The organism is Microbulbifer sp. ABF4_107, from assembly GCF_056312215.1.
Genome location: NZ_CM149983.1, coordinates 352501 through 370514 on the forward strand (window position 1 = coordinate 352501; position 18014 = coordinate 370514).

Sequence of the window (18014 nt, forward strand, 5' to 3'; positions counted from 1 at the left end):
AACCTGATTTCTTGTCAAACGATAAGAGTTCAGCTTTCTGATTTTTACATCAGATGTTCTTTAACAAGGTAAAACATTTTGTAGTAATACACTGCAAGGCGAGGTTGAGTACTAACAATACTCAACATCAATAGAAATGTGTGTCTCTCAAGCACACAAATCCGGAAACCTTATTGAATACCCTTCGATAAGGTTGTGCGAAGCCAAATTGTCTTAGGCAAGGCGCGCGACGAACGAAGAAGGGAGCGTACATTAGTATGTGACCGACTGAGTAAGGAGCAGCAACGCCGCATAAGGCGATTTGGGGAAGCACAAAGTCGTTAGTAGTCGTTTGTGTTGTATGGTCAAGCGACTAAGCGTATACGGTGGATGCCTTGGCAGCTGGAGGCGATGAAGGACGTAGGAGCCTGCGAAAAGTCTAGGGGAGCTGGCACACAAGCTTTGATCCTAGGATGTCCGAATGGGGAAACCCACTCCTTTTAGGAGTATCCCTAACTGAATACATAGGTTAGGGAGGCGAACCCGGGGAACTGAAACATCTAAGTACCCGGAGGAAAAGAAATCAACCGAGATTCCCTGAGTAGCGGCGAGCGAAAGGGGATTAGCCCTTAAGGTCTTTATGTCTTAGTGGAAGGATCTGGAAAGTTCCGCGATACAGGGTGATAGCCCCGTACACGAAAAGGCACATTGATTGAAATCGAGTAGGTCGGGACACGTGTTATCTTGACTGAACATGGGGGGACCATCCTCCAAGGCTAAATACTCCCAGCTGACCGATAGTGAACCAGTACCGTGAGGGAAAGGCGAAAAGAACCCCGGAGAGGGGAGTGAAATAGAACCTGAAACCGTATACGTACAAGCAGTAGGAGCCCTTCGGGGTGACTGCGTACCTTTTGTATAATGGGTCAGCGACTTATTGTCTGTAGCAAGGTTAACCGCATAGGGGAGCCGTAGAGAAATCGAGTCTTAATAGGGCGTTCAGTTGCAGGCAATAGACCCGAAACCCGGCGATCTATCCATGGGCAGGTTGAAGATTGAGTAACATCAATTGGAGGACCGAACTCACTAATGTTGAAAAATTAGGAGATGACCTGTGGATCGGAGTGAAAGGCTAATCAAGCCGGGAGATAGCTGGTTCTCCTCGAAAGCTATTTAGGTAGCGCCTCGCGTCTCACCCACGGGGGTAGAGCACTGTTTGGGCTAGGGGGTCATCCCGACTTACCAACCCCATGCAAACTCCGAATACCGTGGAGTGCAATCGCGGGAGACACACGGCGGGTGCTAACGTCCGTCGTGAAAAGGGAAACAACCCAGACCGCCAGCTAAGGTCCCAAATATCAGTTAAGTGGGAAACGATGTGGGAAGGCCCAGACAGCTAGGAGGTTGGCTTAGAAGCAGCCATCCTTTAAAGAAAGCGTAATAGCTCACTAGTCGAGTCGGCCCGCGCGGAAGATATACCGGGGCTCAAACTGATAACCGAAGCTGCGGATGCTCTTTGAGCATGGTAGAGGAGCGTTGTGTAAGCCGCTGAAGGTGAACTGTGAGGTTTGCTGGAGGTATCACAAGTGCGAATGCTGACATGAGTAACGACAAGGGGGGTGAAAAACCTCCCCGCCGGAAGACCAAGGGTTCCTGTCCAACGCTAATCGGGACAGGGTTAGTCGGCCCCTAAGGCGAGGGCGAAAGCCGTAGTCGATGGGAAACAGGTTAATATTCCTGTACTTGCAATTGCTGCGATGGAGTGACGGAGAAGGCTAGGCCAGCATGGCGATTGGTTGTCCATGTTTAAGGTTGTAGGCTGGGGACTTAGGCAAATCCGGGTCCCTAAGGCTGAGAATTGATGACGAAGCTTACCTCGGTAAGTGAAGTGGTTGATGCCCTGCTTCCAGGAAAAACTTCTAAGCTTCAGGCAATTGCGAACCGTACTCTAAACCGACACAGGTGGTCAGGTAGAGAATACCAAGGCGCTTGAGAGAACTCTGGTGAAGGAACTAGGCAAAATGGTACCGTAACTTCGGGAGAAGGTACGCCGGTTTTGGTGATGGGACTTGCTCCCTAAGCTGAGGCCGGTCGAAGTGACCAGGTGGCTGCGACTGTTTATTAAAAACATAGCACTCTGCAAACACGTAAGTGGACGTATAGGGTGTGACGCCTGCCCGGTGCCGGAAGGTTAATTGATGGGGTTAGCTTATGCGAAGCTCTTGATCGAAGCCCCGGTAAACGGCGGCCGTAACTATAACGGTCCTAAGGTAGCGAAATTCCTTGTCGGGTAAGTTCCGACCTGCACGAATGGCGTAACGATGGCCACGCTGTCTCCACCAGAGACTCAGTGAAATTGAAATCGCTGTTAAGATGCAGTGTACCCGCGGCTAGACGGAAAGACCCCGTGAACCTTTACTACAGCTTTGCACTGAACTTTGAGCCTATTTGTGTAGGATAGGTGGGAGGCTTTGAAACTGTGACGCCAGTTGCAGTGGAGCCATCCTTGAAATACCACCCTGGTATGTTTGAGGTTCTAACTCTGGTCCATTATCTGGATCGAGGACAGTGTATGGTGGGTAGTTTGACTGGGGCGGTCTCCTCCCAAAGAGTAACGGAGGAGTACGAAGGTGCACTCAGCATGGTCGGAAATCATGCAATGAGCATAATGGTATAAGTGCGCTTGACTGCGAGTCAGACATGACGAGCAGGTACGAAAGTAGGTCATAGTGATCCGGTGGTTCTGTATGGAAGGGCCATCGCTCAACGGATAAAAGGTACTCCGGGGATAACAGGCTGATACCGCCCAAGAGTTCACATCGACGGCGGTGTTTGGCACCTCGATGTCGGCTCATCACATCCTGGGGCTGAAGCCGGTCCCAAGGGTATGGCTGTTCGCCATTTAAAGTGGTACGCGAGCTGGGTTTAGAACGTCGTGAGACAGTTCGGTCCCTATCTGCCGTGGGCGTTGGAGATTTGAGAAGAGTTGCTCCTAGTACGAGAGGACCGGAGTGAACGAACCTCTGGTGTTCGGGTTGTCACGCCAGTGGCATTGCCCGGTAGCTATGTTCGGACGGGATAACCGCTGAAAGCATCTAAGCGGGAAGCCTCCTTCAAGATGAGATCTCCCTGACTCCTTGAGAGTCCTGAAGGGCCGTGGAAGACTACCACGTTGATAGGCTGGGTGTGGAAGCGTTGTGAGGCGTTGAGCTAACCAGTACTAATTGCCCGTGCGGCTTGACCATACAACAGAGATGGTTACTAACGAACGGATTGTGTTCGATCGAGAGACGCGCAAAGCTCGAAACGTTTAAAGCGTAGAGAGTATCGACTTGCGGTGTATTACTACAGAATGTTTTACCGACTTATTTGGGGTTATCGCCGATCACGAAACTGATCGAGGCAAACAGCGATAACAGGCAGCGCAGGACTAGAAGAAAGTCCATAAGACCAAGCCAACCCAAGCCAGTTTGCCTGACGACAATAGAGTTGTGGAACCACCTGATCCCTTGCCGAACTCAGAAGTGAAACGCAACATCGCCGATGGTAGTGTGGGGATTCCCCATGTGAGAGTAGGTCATCGTCAGGTTTTAATTCAAAAGGCCGTACAGGAAACTGTACGGCCTTTTTTCTTTCTTGCAGCGCGAAATTCTGCCTGAATTTGCTGAGTAATCAGTTATTTTCGTGAAACTTTGGTGACGTTTTTTTAGACGCTTTCCGAACCCCAGTAACCACGCCACTCACACCTAATATCCCACACTTACCCACAAGTCTGTCCAAGGTTTCTGTGCGTAACCGCCCTGTGCATAAGTTTTAATTTGTTCTCTAAATCAAATGGTAAGGATATGCACAGGTAATCCCGGTTTTCCTGTGCAACTTGAGCAGGCCTGTGAATTACCTTGCGCTGGTGGACGCGTACGATATATTCGGATGTTAAATTGACCGTAATATTTCAAGGAGTCAGCCCATGTCCGATATCTTCACTATCCCGGTTCAAACCAGTGAAGGGAAAAGGGGAACACTGGATGAGTTCAAAGGGAAGGTCCTGCTCGTGGTAAATACTGCGAGTAAGTGCGGGTTTACCCCGCAGTATCAGGGGTTGGAAGACCTGTACCGAAAGTACAAGGACCAGGGGCTGGTTGTACTGGGATTCCCCTGTAACCAGTTTGGTCAGCAGGAGCCTGGCAGCGATAGCGAAATTCAGGAGTTCTGCACACTTAACTACGGAGTGAGCTTCCCAATCTATGCAAAGGTGGACGTGAACGGATCTGATGCACACCCACTATTCTCACACCTGAAGAAACTGGCGCCTGGGATTCTCGGGACTGAAGGTATCAAATGGAATTTCACCAAATTCCTGGTGGGCCGTGAGGGCGATGTGGTGAAGCGGTATGCGCCGAAAGACAAGCCAGAACAGCTTGCGGCAGATATTGAGGCCTTACTGTAGATGCCCAGCCTGCTCGAACGGGGAATCTCGCCGGGGACTGGCAGCTGACACTTGCTCCGCTAAGTTGTTTTATCCTAATTTGTTTATATTGTTTGATCTATTTTTTGCTTTGGCTGCTATTTCTAACCGGTCAAATAGGATGAGTATTGATGTGTCGGGGGTGATCGGACTATAGTTTGCGACGCCAGTGCAGGGGCTAGCGTTGGACTCTGCTACTGGCGAGCAGTGAACTAATCAATCAGAAAACGGATACAGACATGAAACCCAGTCAATCCGCCGGCAAATGGTTGCCGGGTGTGCGGCGTCGGGTCTCCTGCGTTTTCGCGGAGACGTCATTTACCACCTATTCACGCTATCCCGCTGCGAGCTTCACTGCCCTCCTACTACTAGCACGCCTGCTACGACTGCCGCGCCGCGGCATATAATTTTACTCCCATACCTCTCTACAGAATTCCGTACTTAATTCGAGCAGTGCGTAGACAGCGGCGTTACCGCTGTTTAGCCTCGGGCCAGACTAGGAGAAGAGCCCTGATGAACGCTAAAAAAGATAAATTAGTCATTTTCGATACCACCTTGCGCGACGGCGAGCAAAGCCCCGGCGCTTCCATGACCAAGGACGAAAAAATCCGTATCGCCTCCATGCTGGAGCGCATGCGGGTCGACGTCATCGAGGCCGGCTTCGCTATTGCCAGTCAGGGCGATTTTGAAGCTGTGCAGGCGGTGGCAGAAACCGTAAAAGATTCCCGTGTATGTAGCCTTGCCCGTGCCGTCGGGCCCGATATTCTGCGTGCCGGCGAAGCGCTCAAAAAGGCCAATGCTTCCCGCATTCACACCTTTATTGCCACCTCACCCATCCATATGAAGTACAAGCTTCAGATGGAGCCGGAAGATGTGTTGCGTCAGGCGGTAGAGGCGGTAAAAACTGCGCGCCAGTTTACCGATGATGTCGAGTTTTCCCTGGAGGACGGCAGCCGCTCTGAACCGGAATTTATGTACCGGATTATCGAAGCGGTCATCAAGGCCGGTGCCGGCACCATCAATATCCCCGATACCGTCGGTTACGGTGAACCGGGAGAGTATGGTGCCATGTTCAAGCGGGTCATTGAGAATGTACCCAATTCCGACCTGGCGATTTTCTCTACTCACTGTCATAACGACTTGGGCCTGGCCGTGGCCAACTCCCTTTCTGCGGTGATGAATGGTGTTCGCCAAGTAGAGTGCACCATCAATGGTCTGGGCGAGCGTGCGGGTAATGCATCGCTGGAAGAAATCGTAATGGCCGTGCGTACCCGTCAGGATCTGTATCCGGTAGAGACCGGTATCGATGCCTCGCATATCGTGCCCACTTCGCGTCTGGTTTCCTCTATTACCGGCTTCCCGGTACAGCCAAACAAAGCGATCGTGGGGGCTAATGCCTTTGCGCACGAATCTGGTATTCACCAGGATGGCGTGCTCAAGCACCGCGAGACCTATGAAATCATGCGCGCAGAGGATGTCGGCTGGGGGCAGAACCGTCTGGTCCTTGGCAAGCACTCCGGTCGCGCGGCGGTAAAGGCGCGCTACGAGGAGCTGGGAGTTACCTTTGCCGACCCAGCGGAGTTCAATGTGCTGTTCCAGCGGTTCAAGGATCTCGCGGATAAAAAGCATGAGATCTTCGATGAAGACTTGCAGTCCCTGATCTCCGGTGCGGCAGACCCGGTGGAACACTATCAGCTGGCCGATCTCGAGGTGCGCAGCAAAAGTGGCAGCAATCCACAGGCGCAGCTGGAACTGGTGATCGATGGCGAGCGGAAAACCTGCAGTGCTGAGGGCAGTGGTCCGGTGGATGCAACTTTCAAGGCCATTGAGTCTGTGGTGGGAAGCCAGGCGGACCTGCAGCTTTATTCCGTCAACGCGGTTACACAGGGTACCGACTCCCAAGGCAGCGTAACGGTCCGACTGGAGCGCGACGGAAAACTGGTCAATGGCGTTGGGGCCGATACCGATATTCTTGTAGCGTCCGCAAAAGCCTATCTGGATGCGTTAAACTTGCTCGCCAGTAAAAGCAGCAAGCCAACCGGCGTCTGAGGCAAGACGCCAGCGGGGAACAGAGTGAACGAACTACAGCGGACGGAATACCTGGCGGCACTGGGCGTGACCAGTTATATGCCGAGATTCCGTCTGCCACTCGCTGCAGAACCTACCCAGGCGCTGCTGCCCCCGCCCACTCAGTCAACGCCAGCCGAGTCTGAAACACGACCTGCTTCAGCAGCTGCATTGATGCACTCGGTGGGTGCATCAGTGCCGGAGCCCGCGAACTCACCGCCTGCGCCTGCTGAGTCCCGGCCCGATACTCCGCTTGAGGTGGAGCGTGTTGTAGGCAGCCTGACGGCGGATGCGAAGGTTTCCATACCGGCCAAAGCAGTGCCGGTGGCAGCCCCGGAAAAACCGGTGCAGCCGTTTGTACTCAGTTGCTGGTGGTTGGGAGAAGAGCTGCTGGCGGTGGATAGTCGGGAGCCTGGAGCGGCGCTGCCGGTGGAGTCGCTGTTCGGCAATATCGTGCGTGCCCTTGACTGGCATCAGTTGCCAGCCGAGCGCGACAAGCTGAAATGGCCTCTGGCTGAAAACCCTTTCGCTACCGCTGCCGGCGCCAGTGATGCCCGGGAGACCTGTGGAAGCTGGCTGGAAGCCGCCTGCGGACGCAAATCGGTGAAGTCTATCTGGCTGATGGGCTCTCAGGCCCAGGAGTACTGCTCCCCGGTACCGCTGGAGTCTGCGGTCAGTGAGTGGCAGGGGATTCCAGTGCTGGCGATGCCAAGCCTGACCGAGTTATTGAATGATCCATCGCGCAAACGGGAAGTCTGGCAACTGCTTCGCAAGCACTATCCCGAACAAACTCGCAGTAAATAGTGCTACTGGATCTCTCACTATGGCCGATCAGGGAAGTCGCCCTTGAATCCACCGTCTTCACCCCCGCCTGCTTCAAATCCAACGTCCGCACAGTCTTCGCCGGACAAGCTGCGTTTTGAACGCGCCAATCTACTGGATTGCGATGAACTGGCAGCGCTCGCCCGCAGCGCCCACAGCCATCCGTGGAATGCGGGTCAGTACCGGGACAGCCTGACCACAGGTCACCACTGCTGGGTATTGCGCAACCCTCAATCGGATACCGGTACCCAGAATACGATCGTAGCCTGCTGCGTGGTCAGCCGTCTGTTCGACGAGATCGAAGTTCTGGATGTGGCCGTGGCGCCGGACTGGCGGAACCAGGGCCTCGGGGCTCAATTACTACAGCAGATTTTTGCTCAGTTCCCCGAAGATGTGGCGCGGGTGCTGCTGGAAGTGCGCGCATCCAACCGCCCGGCGCGGGCGCTCTACCACAAGCTCGGATTTTCCGAAGATGGGCGACGCAAGAATTACTACCCAAAATCCGACGGCAGTCGAGAAGACGCGCTGCTGATGAGTCTGATATTGTAAGCGGCCAATTTGCGCCCCATATATGGCCGCGCATCATCTAAGTCCGGAATCACCATGCCATCCCATCAATCACAACCTTCGCTGTTGGAAGGGTCTGTTGCCGCGCACTTGCAGCGGCTCGCACTGCCGATGGTGTGGGGTATTCTCGCCACCATGTCGTTCAATGTTGTGGATACCTATTTTGTATCCAAACTGGGCGACGGCCCGCTGGCGGCAATGAGCTTCACCTTTCCCGTAGTGATGGTGATCAACGCCCTGGCGATTGGGCTGGGCGCTGGGACTTCCTCGGCCGTAGCGCGAGCCTATGGCGCTGGTGATATGGGGCGGGTTCGCCGCCTGGTCACCGATGCCACTTTACTGGCAACACTGTTGGCTGTGATTGTCAGTGTGCTAGGGCTTGCTACGATCGAACCGCTGTTCCGCCTGCTCGGCGCAGAAGAGCGGCTGCTGCCAATGATTACCGAGTATATGGTGACCTGGTATTACGGTGCGGTATTTGCGGTGGTACCCATGGTTTCCCTGTCTGCCTTGCGGGCTATCGGGAATAGTGCCCTGACCGGGCGTATCATGATGGCGGTTGCCTTCTTCAATCTGATCCTGGATCCCTTGCTGATTTTCGGTTTGCTCGGTTTTCCCCGTCTTGAACTGCAGGGCGCGGCGCTGGCTACCGTGATTGCCCGCGGTATCAGTTTCTTTATCGCCCTGTATGTTCTGGCGTGGCGCGAGCAGCTGCTGTCTCTTCCTACCACAGACTGGGGTGCGCTTAGAGAGTCCTGGTCGAGCCTGTTAAAAGTAGGTCTCCCCGCCATCGCAACGAATGTGATTATTCCCATGTCTGGCGGCGTGGTGGTGGCGCTGGTTGCGGCGCACGGCGCCGATGCTGTGGCCGGTCTCGGTATTGCCCTGCGCATTGAGCCACTCGCGCTGATTGTGTTCTATGCGCTGTCTTCGGTAGTGGGGCCGTTTATGGGGCAGAACGCGGGCGCGGGCAAACTGCAGCGGCTCGATGAAACCATTTCCGTGCTCGGTCGCTTTTGTATTCTGTTTGGTATTGGTCTGGCTTTGTTGCTTTGGCTGGTCGGTGGATCCATAGCGGGGTTGTTCAGTGATTCCCCGCAGGTTCTCGATGTCGCGATCGCCTATTTGTGCCTGGTGCCATTCAGCTACGCGGGCTACGGCTTTGTGATGTCCGCCAATGCGGCGTTCAATGGCCTGGGGCACCCGTTACCAGCGACGATGATTTCTTTCTTGCGGGTGCTGGGGATTTATTTGCCTCTTGCCTGGCTGGGGAATCACTTCTGGGGCATTACCGGCCTGTTTCTGGCAACGTTGGTTTCGAATCTGTTGCTGGGGCTGTTGGCCTGGTGGTGGTTGCGCAAATATTTGAAAAAATACGCGAGCAAAGTTTCCGTTGCGGCGCCCGGTTAACGGGCGCCCTGCCATTCAGAAGCTGAGCCGCTATCGAGTGATTGGCGCAGTTGCTGCTTCGAGCCACGCGCGCGTAGATTCATTCACAAGAGGGCTCAGGGTTGCACAGACTTTTTCGTGATAACTATTGAGCCACTGCAATTCGGTATCGCTGAGTAGTTCTGGGTTGATCAGCGCGCGGTCGATGGGCGCCAGTGTCAGATCCTCAAACTCAAGAAAGCCAGCAAATTCCGTGCTTTCCCTTACGAAGATCAGGTTTTCAATTCGGATGCCGTATTCGCCTGTCAGGTAAAACCCTGGCTCGTTAGATACGATCATTCCGGCTTCCAGTGCCACATTGGTATTGGCCTTGCCGATACGCTGTGGCCCCTCATGCACGCTCAAAAAGCTACCCACGCCATGGCCGGTGCCGTGGGCATAATCCAGACCTGCATCCCAGAGTGATTTGCGCGCGAAGGCGTCGATCTGCTCGCCGCAGGTACCGGTGGGAAAGCGCAGGGTGGCGATGCCGATATGGCCTTTCAGGACACGGGTGAAATGATCCCGAGCTGCTTCGGGAATTTCGCCCAGTGCTACCGTGCGGGTCACGTCGGTGGTGCCGTCCGGATACTGGCCGCCAGAGTCGATCAGGTAAATCCCTTCCGCCCCCAAGGGCAGGCTGGATTCCGGGGTAACCCGGTAGTGCACGATGGCGCCATTCCCGCGATAGCCGGAGATGGAGTCAAAGCTGTCGTCGGTAAACCCCTCGCGCTGTTCCCGTTTGCTGCGCAGCAGTTTGACCGCTTCCAGTTCGCCAAAATTGTCGCCTTGCACCGCGCCCGGTAGCTCGGCCAGGAATTCACACAGAGCGGCCCCGTCGCGGATGTGCGCGGCGCGACTGCCCTCCAGCTCGGTGGCATTTTTGCGTGCCTTGGCGCTGGTGATCGGGTCCCTTTCCAGCAGTACCTGAATATCCCGGTCGCGCAGTTGCTGCAGGCTCCAGCAGTTGCTGAGCAACGGGTCTGCCCACACGCTCTGCACGTGCCGGCGCTCGGCAGCCTGGAAGAGTTCCGCTTTGTCGTGTACCAGCTCTACCTCCGGTCCCAGATGAGTGCGCAGGGCATCACTGGCGGCGTTTTCGGCCAAATACAGAGTGGCGCTGCCATCGGAGTACAGAAAACCCATGGATAGGGCGACAGGAAGATGGGGGATGTCGCTACCGCGGATATTGAACAGCCAGGCGCAGACCTCCGGGTTTGTCAGCAACAGCGCGTCCTGTTTTTTGCCGGCAATCAGCTGCGCGATTCGTCGGCGTTTGCTGGCGGACTCTTCGCCGGTAAACGTCTGCGGGTGGGGCCGAGCCGGACCATCGGGCGCCGCGGGGCGGTCCTGCCAGATACAATCGATGGGGTTGGCGTCCAGCGGCTGGAGCCGTATTCCCTGTTCTTCAAGTCGTTTCCGGAGCGGAGCCAGGCCAGGCTCCGTGTGCAGGCGCGGGTCGTAACCCAAAGTATCCCCTTCATTCAGGGCATCACCGAGCCATTCTGCGATTTCATTGGCTGTGAGGTTTTGTTGCTCGATGGCCTGATTGCCAATCTGCTGCTTGGCCTGAATGGTGTAGCGGCCATCAACGAACAGGGCAGTGCGACTGTGGGCGAGGGCAGCGAGGCCGGCGGAGCCGTCAAAGCCGGTGAGCCAGGCGAGACGCTCGTCACATGCGGGTACATACTCGTTCTGGTACTCGTCGCAACGAGGCACCAGAAAGCCCTGTACCCGTTGTGCCTGCAGAGCCTGTTGCAGCGCTTCCAAACGTTCCTGACTCATTATCCACCTCTATAACTAAAATACTTTTTGCAGTCTAACAGCCCCCAGAGAACTGCGCCGACGTGTATAATGCGCGCCTGTTTTTTATCCACCTCGATTGTTTGCACTATGGGTCAATCCTCCTCTCTGGCGGGCATCAACGGCCGCCGCACCTTTGCCATCATTTCCCACCCGGACGCCGGTAAAACCACGGTGACCGAGAAGTTGCTGCTGTTCGGAAATGCCATTCAGCTGGCGGGTTCGGTGAAGGGTAAAAAGGGGCCGCACGCGCGCTCTGACTGGATGACCATGGAGCAGGAACGGGGTATCTCGGTAACCTCCTCGGTAATGCAGTTCCCCTACAAACAGCGGGTTGTGAACCTGCTGGATACTCCGGGGCACGAAGACTTCTCCGAAGATACCTATCGGGTACTGACCGCGGTGGATTCCGCGCTGATGGTGATCGATGGCGCCAAGGGTGTCGAGGACCGCACCATCAAGCTGATGAACGTATGTCGTCTGCGTACCACGCCGATTCTGTCGTTTATCAACAAGCTAGACCGCGACATCCGCGACCCCATCGAGGTGATGGACGAGATTGAGGAGGTACTGAATATCCAGGCGGCGCCGATCAACTGGCCGCTGGGTTCGGGCAAGCTCTTCAAAGGGGTGTACAACCTCTACACCGACACCATCCACGTATTCAAGCAGGGCCAGGGCCACACGATTCCGGAAGATATCCAGATCAAAGGCCTGGATAGCGATGAGGCAACGGCCCTGTTGGGTGAGGATGCCGAGGAAATCCGCGAGGAAATCGATCTGGTGCGCGGCGCCACCCATGAGTTTGATCTGGAAGCCTATCGCGCCGGCAAGCTGACACCGGTGTTTTTTGGCACCGCGCTGGGCAACTTTGGTGTACGCGAAATGCTGGATGGCTTCGTGGAATGGGCACCGGGTCCGCAGTCGCGGGAGACCAATGAGCGGGAAGTGCAGCCGGGTGAAGACAAGTTCTCCGGTTTCGTCTTCAAGATCCAGGCAAATATGGATCCCAAGCACCGTGACCGTATTGCGTTTATGCGCGTCTGCTCCGGCACTTACAGCCGCGGCATGAAAATGAAACACGTGCGTATCGGCAAGGACGTGAAAATTGCCGATGCAGTGACTTTTATGGCCGGCGACCGCACCCACGTGGAAGAGGCAATTGCGGGCGATATTATCGGCCTGCACAACCACGGCACCATCCAGATTGGCGACACCTTCACCGAGGGAGAGAGCCTGAAATTTACCGGTATTCCCAACTTTGCCCCGGAGCTGTTCCGCCGGATTCGCCTGAAGGACCCGCTGAAGCTGAAGCAACTGCAAAAAGGACTGCAGCAGTTGTCCGAAGAGGGCTCCACGCAGGTGTTTTTCCCACTGGATAACAACGACATTATTGTCGGCGCGGTGGGGGTGCTGCAGTTTGAGGTGGTGGCGTACCGTCTGAAAGACGAGTACAAGGTGGAAGCCATTTACGAAAATGTGAATGTGAATACCGCGCGCTGGGTGGATAGCGAAAGCAATAAAGAGCTGGAGAACTTCAAGCGCAAGGCCAGTATCAATCTTGCGCTGGATGGCTCCGGGCACCTGACCTATCTGGCGCCGACGCGGGTCAATCTGCAGCTGGCGGAAGAGCGTTACCCGGATGTACGCTTCTATGCGACCCGTGAACACTGATTTGAATATTGCATTCGCGCAAACCTGACTCCGCAGAAAATTGAAGAGATTGTTGCAGTGACAGCCGTAAAAAACACAACGATTCCCGCACAACTGCCCGAAGAAATGCCGCGGACGGGCAACTGGCTTACCCAGCGTATCGGTCTGTTGATCGTGAAAGTATTGGGCTGGCGTTTTGACGGCGAGTTTCCCGCGGAGAAAAAATTGATGGTGGCGCTGGCTCCACACACTTCCAACTGGGATTTTGTGGTGGCAATGCCGTTTATTATGGCACTGAAGCTGAAAGCATCCTGGTTGATGAAAAAGGAGGCTTTCTTTTTTCCTTTCAAGGGGCTCTTCATGTGGTTGGGGGGTATCCCTACCGACCGGCGCGCCGCGGGTGGTATGGCCAAGCAGGTAGCGAGCCAGTTCAAAAACCACGAGAAAATGTGGGTGGCCATCACCCCGGAAGGCACCCGAAAAAAAGCAGCCAAGTGGAAAAACGGCTTTCTGCGCATCGCCCACGCGGCGAATGTGCCAGTACTGCTGGTTGCCTGGGACTTCCCCACCAAGCGAATCTGTATCGACTCGGTGTATAAAACCACCGGAAATTTCGATGAAGATATGCAGGAAATCCAACGCCGGTTTAGCAAGTACCGCGGGCGTAACCCTGAAAATCAGACCGACTTTGTGGATGCGGGGTAACTGTTGACGATCGTCATAACGCTAGTTGTTTCCTTTGCGGTGTTTGCCCTCATCATCTGGGGGCTGATGCATATGCGCACGCCGCGTTTTCGGATGGAGCGCGCGCAGTTTCAGCAGGGGCTGGAAGATGTGATTGCCGGGCAGGCGGATGACAATGAATGGCGTGTGCTGATTGGCTACCCCATGCGGCACGATCCGCCGCTGGAGGCGCTGCGCCTGGAATGCCTGCAAATCGAAGAAAACGAGTACACCGGCAAGATGCCTTACCTGTTTTCTGATACCGGGCTTGAGCAGCTGCGCGCAGTGCGAGAGCGATTACTCGCCCTTCCCGCCGAGGGCTGACCGATGTTCATGCCGGCAGCGTGTGCCGTTAATACCGAATTCTGACCAATAAAATAATTTCCACGAGTTGTAACTGGAGAAGCCAATGTTGAACCGAGTGTTGAAACCTCTTACTGCCATTACCGGAGGCTTTGCCGCTGCGCTACTGGTTGCTACCGCGCAAGCCGTACCACTGAAGCAGGAGGATTTGTCCGTGGCGGAAGTGCTGCGGGATCGCGCGCTGGAATCCTCCGACGCATACAGCCTGGTGGAATCTCTCACCGTGGAGGTCGGCCCCCGTCGCGCCGGTACCAAAGGTGACGAGCGCGCGGTGGCATGGGCGCAACAGAAAATGAAAGACCTCGGTTTCGACCGTGTGTACACCGAGCAGATCGACGTGAAGCGCTGGGCGCGCGGTCATGCACATGCGGAAGTTACCGCTCCTTTCCCGCAGCCACTGGTGGTTTCCTCTCTAGGCTACGGTGCGTCAACCCCAGAGGGCGGCCTCACCGCGGAGATCGTGGAGTTCGCGGATGTGGAAGCGCTGATGAAGGCGCCGGCGCGCAAGGTGAAAGGCAAGATCGCCTTCATTAACAAGCGCATGGAGCGCGCCCGCACCGGAGAGGGCTACGGCCCGGCAGTACAGGGGCGCAGCAAGGGGATGCGCGCCGCAGCGGAAAAAGGCGCTGCAGCAATGTTGCTGCGTTCAGTGGGCACCGACTCCGACCGCTTTGCACACACCGGTATGATGTCCATCGACGGTGTTGAAAACCCGGTACCGGCGCTGGCGTTGTCCGCTCCGGATGCGAACCTGCTGGAAGCCATGCTCGAGCGTGGTAAGCCGGTGGAAGTAAAACTGGATGTACATAACGAGCCACTGGCCGATGGCCCCTCCTTCAACGTGATCGGCGAAGTCGTTGGCCGCGAGAAGCCGGAAGAAGTGGTGCTGATCGGCGCACACCTGGACAGCTGGGACGAGGGCACCGGCGCCCTGGACGATGGGGCTGGCGTAGCCATCGTAATGGAAACCGCGCGACTGATCTCGGAGCTGCCCCAGCGCCCGCGCCGTACCCTGCGTGTTGTGCTGTTCGGTGCCGAGGAGATTGGCCTCGTGGGCGCCAAGCAGTATGTGGATGCCCACCAGAACGAACTGGACAAGATCATCATGGTGTCCGAATCGGATTTCGGCGCCGGTAAGGTCTGGCGATTTGATACCCGCATTCCGGAGAGCAAGTTCGCCATCGCGGATCAGATGATGCAACTGCTGGCGCCGCTGGGTATCGAGCGTGGTAACAATAAATCTTCCGGTGGCCCGGACAGCAGTGTATTCGTTGCCCGCGGCGTGCCGGCCATGGGGCTGTACCAGGATGGTAGCGATTACTTCGATTACCACCACACGCCCAACGACACCCTGGACAAGGTAGACCCGGAAAACCTCAAGCAGAATGTGGCGGCCTGGGTCGTGATGTCATTCCTGGCGGCGGAAATGGAAGGGGATTTCGGTCGCGTGCCGACCGAGCACTGATTCTCATGCTTTCCTAGGGCTCAAAGCCTTGCAAAAGCCCCGCATTTTGTGGGGCTTTTTTGTGTCCTGAAATTACCTGCCGCTTGATTGACATTGCTATAGGGCGTCGTCATGCTGCCTCCACTTTCAACAGGCAAGTCAAGGAATACGCACATGGCCAATATCACTCTGAAAGGAAACCCCATTACCACCGTTGGCGACCTCCCGGCAGTTGGCAGCCAGGCGCCGGCTTTCACCCTGGTGCAAGGTGATCTCTCCGAAATTACCCTGCAGGACCTCGCCGGAAAGCGTGTGGTACTGAATATTTTCCCATCCGTAGACACCCCGACCTGTGCCACTTCTGTGCGCACATTCAATGAAAAGGTATCTTCCCTGGAGAACACCGTGGTTGTGTGTGTGTCTGCAGATCTGCCTTTTGCCATGACCCGCTTCTGTGGCGCCGAGGGCCTCGACGATGTGAAACTGGGCTCTGCATTCCGTTCAGGCTTTGGTAGTGATTACGGGGTGGCATTCGAGACCGGCCCGCTGAAAGGTCTGCTGTCCCGCGCGGTGGTAGTGATCGATGAGAGCGGTAAAGTGATTTACACCGAGCAGGTTGCCGAAACCGCCGACGAGCCGAGCTACGAAGGTGCCATCGGCGCCCTGTAACCGTTACTCGACAATTGTTCGATTACCGTTTGGTCTTCGTAACAAACAAAAACGCCGCGGTCGTTGCCGCGGCGTTTTTGTTTGTATTGCGTAAACTTTTCGAGTCAGTGGGGTTATCGGGCCTCTCCACGCAAATCCAGAACCGTTTCCTGCAGTGCCTCCGCTTTCACTTCCGCCGCAGCCACCGGATTCCCCGCCACCACGCTGACGCGCGACCAGAAACGTCGCGGCAGGGTGCTGAATGCGCTGCCGTCCTTGTGGCTGAAGAAGCTGCCCCACAAACCGCGCAGTGCCATGGGAATGACCGGCACCGGTGTGCGTTGCAGGATCTTTTCAATCCCGGCTTTGAAGGGTTGCAGTTCGCCATCTTTGGTCAGCTGACCTTCGGGGAAGATACACAGCAGGTCGCCGTCTTTCAGTCCCTGCTCGATATCCGCAAACGCCTGGGCATAGCCCTCCGGATCCTGCTGTTTGGAGCAGATGGGAATGGCGCGGCTGGTTTTGAAAATAAAGTGCAGCACCGGGATCTGGTAGATCGGTTTGTACATAATAAAACGGATGGGGCGCCGCACAGCGCCTGCAAGTAGCAGCGCATCCACATAGCTCACATGGTTACAGGCGATAATGGCCGGCCCCTCGGCGGGAATACGCTCCAGGCCCTCGTGTTTTACCCGGTACATGGTGTGGGACAGCAGCCAGATCAACAGGCGCATGGCGAATTCCGGCACCTTGGTGAAAACAAAGATGGCCACCGCCGCGTTCATCAGCGCAATGATCAGGAAAAACTGCGGAATACTTGCGCCCAGCACATTCAGGAATACGATCCCCATTACCGCCGCGACCACCATAAACAGCGCGTTCATCACATTGTTGACCGCAATAATCCGCGCGCGAATGGTGGCCTCGGAGCGCTCCTGCATCATGGAATACAGCGGCACGATAAAGAATCCGCCGAAAATGCCGATCAGCGTCAGGTTTACCAGAATTCCCAGCGAGCCCTCATTGGCCCAGAAAGCGGCAACCGTTGCCTCCGCCGGCGGCTGATAACTGCCGGTTGCCGAGGCCAGTAATACACCGACCACGGTCAATCCTGCCGCACCGATGGGAACCAGGCCGAGTTCCACCCGCCCTCCGGACAGGCGCCCGCACAATAGCGAGCCGATGGCGACACCGATGGTGAAACAGCACAGTAGCAGGGTAACCAGCGACTCACTGCCGCCGAGCACGTTGCGGGTCAGGCTGGGAATCTGGGTGAGATAGGCCGCGCCCAAAAGCCAGAACCAGGAAATCCCGATAATCGCGTAAAACACCGCAGGTGTTTTCGCCGCTTCTTTCAAAATACGGCCGGTCTGGGTCACCGGGTTATAGTTGATCTTCAGATCCGGCGCCGGTGGCACCGCCTGGGGAATTGCCCGGCTCACCAGATAACCGGTAATCGCTGTCACCAGGATCACCGCGGAAATCCACAGCAGCCCCGATTGTCCCTCACCGGTAAAGCCCGCCAGCAGGCCGCCAACAATGGTGCCGGTCAGGATGGAAACAAACGTGCCCATTTCCACCAGCGCATTGCCGCCCACCAGCTCTGTTTTCTGCAAATGCTGCGGCAGGATCGCATACTTCACCGGCCCGAAGAAGGTGGACTGGGCGCCCAGTAAAAACAACACCATCAGGCACAGGTAATTATTGCCGCTGTACAGAGCGCCGATACCAAATAGCACAATGCCAATTTCCGCCAGCTTGATCCGGCGTATCAGAGTGCTCTTGTCGATCTTGTCTGCCACCTGACCGGCAGTAGCTGAAAACAGAAAAAACGGCAGGATAAACAGGCCCGCGGCCAGATTGATTAGAAAGTTCGCCTCATCCGTGGCCAGGCGAAACGCGATCATCACGATCAATGCATTCTTGAATACATTGTCATTGAAGGCGCCCAGAGACTGGGTGCAAAAGAAGGGTAGAAAGCGACGGCTGCCGAGCAGCTGGAACTGGTTCTTGTGGGCCATTTTGGTCTCCCCAAAGTCCTTTGAGAACTAT

Annotated in this window: 12 protein-coding genes and 2 rRNA genes; 12 read left to right on the plus strand and 2 right to left on the minus strand. The window is 55.8% G+C overall.

The window, feature by feature from the left end; all coding sequences use genetic code 11:
* The first annotated feature begins 342 nt into the window (after positions 1-342).
* The 7 genes from ACYX4K_RS01305 to ACYX4K_RS01335 all read left to right on the plus strand — a co-directional run bounded on the left by ACYX4K_RS01305 (position 343) and on the right by ACYX4K_RS01335 (position 9310).
* Positions 343-3224 (plus strand): 23S ribosomal RNA (locus tag ACYX4K_RS01305).
* 228 nt (positions 3225-3452) lie between these two features.
* Positions 3453-3568: ribosomal RNA gene (rrf, locus tag ACYX4K_RS01310) — 5S ribosomal RNA — on the plus strand.
* A 378-nt stretch (positions 3569-3946) separates the two neighbouring features.
* On the plus strand, positions 3947-4426 hold the full coding sequence (locus ACYX4K_RS01315) for a glutathione peroxidase (RefSeq protein WP_475093891.1): 480 nt from the start codon (positions 3947-3949) through the stop codon (positions 4424-4426).
* Positions 4427-4957: 531 nt separating this feature from the next.
* Positions 4958-6493, plus strand: coding sequence for a 2-isopropylmalate synthase (locus ACYX4K_RS01320; RefSeq protein WP_475093890.1), 1536 nt, complete (start codon positions 4958-4960; stop codon positions 6491-6493).
* A gap of 24 nt (positions 6494-6517) precedes the next feature.
* Complete coding sequence (locus ACYX4K_RS01325; RefSeq protein WP_475093889.1) at positions 6518-7315, plus strand: hypothetical protein; 798 nt, start codon at positions 6518-6520, stop codon at positions 7313-7315.
* Positions 7316-7357: 42 nt separating this feature from the next.
* Positions 7358-7882, plus strand: a complete 525-nt coding sequence (rimI, locus tag ACYX4K_RS01330; protein WP_475093888.1) for a ribosomal protein S18-alanine N-acetyltransferase — start codon at positions 7358-7360, stop codon at positions 7880-7882.
* Positions 7883-7936: 54 nt separating this feature from the next.
* A complete protein-coding gene (locus ACYX4K_RS01335; RefSeq protein ID WP_475093887.1) occupies positions 7937-9310 on the plus strand; it encodes an MATE family efflux transporter in 1374 nt (457 codons plus the stop codon).
* Positions 9311-9340: 30 nt separating this feature from the next.
* Here ACYX4K_RS01335 and ACYX4K_RS01340 read toward each other — a convergent pair whose 3' ends face one another.
* Positions 9341-11113: an aminopeptidase P family protein gene (locus ACYX4K_RS01340; RefSeq protein WP_475093886.1), complete on the minus strand. Its 1773-nt coding sequence runs from the start codon at positions 11111-11113 to the stop codon at positions 9341-9343.
* 108 nt (positions 11114-11221) lie between these two features.
* Between ACYX4K_RS01340 and prfC the strand changes: the two genes are divergently transcribed.
* The 5 genes from prfC to tpx all read left to right on the plus strand — a co-directional run bounded on the left by prfC (position 11222) and on the right by tpx (position 15983).
* Entirely contained in the window at positions 11222-12805 is a 1584-nt protein-coding gene (prfC, locus tag ACYX4K_RS01345; protein ID WP_475093885.1) for a peptide chain release factor 3, read from the plus strand.
* A 57-nt stretch (positions 12806-12862) separates the two neighbouring features.
* The gene (locus ACYX4K_RS01350) at positions 12863-13489 is read left to right on the plus strand and encodes a lysophospholipid acyltransferase family protein (protein ID WP_475093884.1); all 627 of its coding nucleotides are present in this window, start codon (positions 12863-12865) and stop codon (positions 13487-13489) included.
* 3 nt (positions 13490-13492) lie between these two features.
* Positions 13493-13831: a hypothetical protein gene (locus ACYX4K_RS01355; RefSeq protein WP_475093883.1), complete on the plus strand. Its 339-nt coding sequence runs from the start codon at positions 13493-13495 to the stop codon at positions 13829-13831.
* Positions 13832-13916: 85 nt separating this feature from the next.
* On the plus strand, positions 13917-15335 hold the full coding sequence (locus ACYX4K_RS01360; RefSeq protein WP_475093882.1) for a M20/M25/M40 family metallo-hydrolase: 1419 nt from the start codon (positions 13917-13919) through the stop codon (positions 15333-15335).
* Between the two features lie 153 nt (positions 15336-15488).
* Positions 15489-15983 carry a thiol peroxidase gene (tpx, locus tag ACYX4K_RS01365; RefSeq protein WP_475093881.1) on the plus strand — a complete coding sequence of 165 codons (495 nt, stop codon included), beginning with the start codon at positions 15489-15491 and terminating at the stop codon, positions 15981-15983.
* A 113-nt stretch (positions 15984-16096) separates the two neighbouring features.
* On the opposite strand, the gene ACYX4K_RS01370 is transcribed toward tpx, so the two are convergent.
* Positions 16097-17983 carry an MFS transporter gene (locus tag ACYX4K_RS01370; RefSeq protein ID WP_475093880.1) on the minus strand — a complete coding sequence of 629 codons (1887 nt, stop codon included), beginning with the start codon at positions 17981-17983 and terminating at the stop codon, positions 16097-16099.
* Positions 17984-18014: the final 31 nt, after the last annotated feature.

Excerpts from the sequence above, each read along its gene's own strand:
- tpx (WP_475093881.1), top strand. The coding sequence starts at position 15,489 with ATGGCCAATATCACTCTGAAAGGAAACCCCATTACCACCGTTGGCGAC.
- ACYX4K_RS01370 (WP_475093880.1), bottom strand. The coding sequence starts at position 17,983 with ATGGCCCACAAGAACCAGTTCCAGCTGCTCGGCAGCCGTCGCTTTCTA.
- ACYX4K_RS01360 (WP_475093882.1), top strand. The coding sequence starts at position 13,917 with ATGTTGAACCGAGTGTTGAAACCTCTTACTGCCATTACCGGAGGCTTT.
- prfC (WP_475093885.1), top strand. The coding sequence starts at position 11,222 with ATGGGTCAATCCTCCTCTCTGGCGGGCATCAACGGCCGCCGCACCTTT.
- ACYX4K_RS01335 (WP_475093887.1), top strand. The coding sequence starts at position 7,937 with ATGCCATCCCATCAATCACAACCTTCGCTGTTGGAAGGGTCTGTTGCC.
- ACYX4K_RS01340 (WP_475093886.1), bottom strand. The coding sequence starts at position 11,113 with ATGAGTCAGGAACGTTTGGAAGCGCTGCAACAGGCTCTGCAGGCACAA.
- ACYX4K_RS01315 (WP_475093891.1), top strand. The coding sequence starts at position 3,947 with ATGTCCGATATCTTCACTATCCCGGTTCAAACCAGTGAAGGGAAAAGG.
- ACYX4K_RS01320 (WP_475093890.1), top strand. The coding sequence starts at position 4,958 with ATGAACGCTAAAAAAGATAAATTAGTCATTTTCGATACCACCTTGCGC.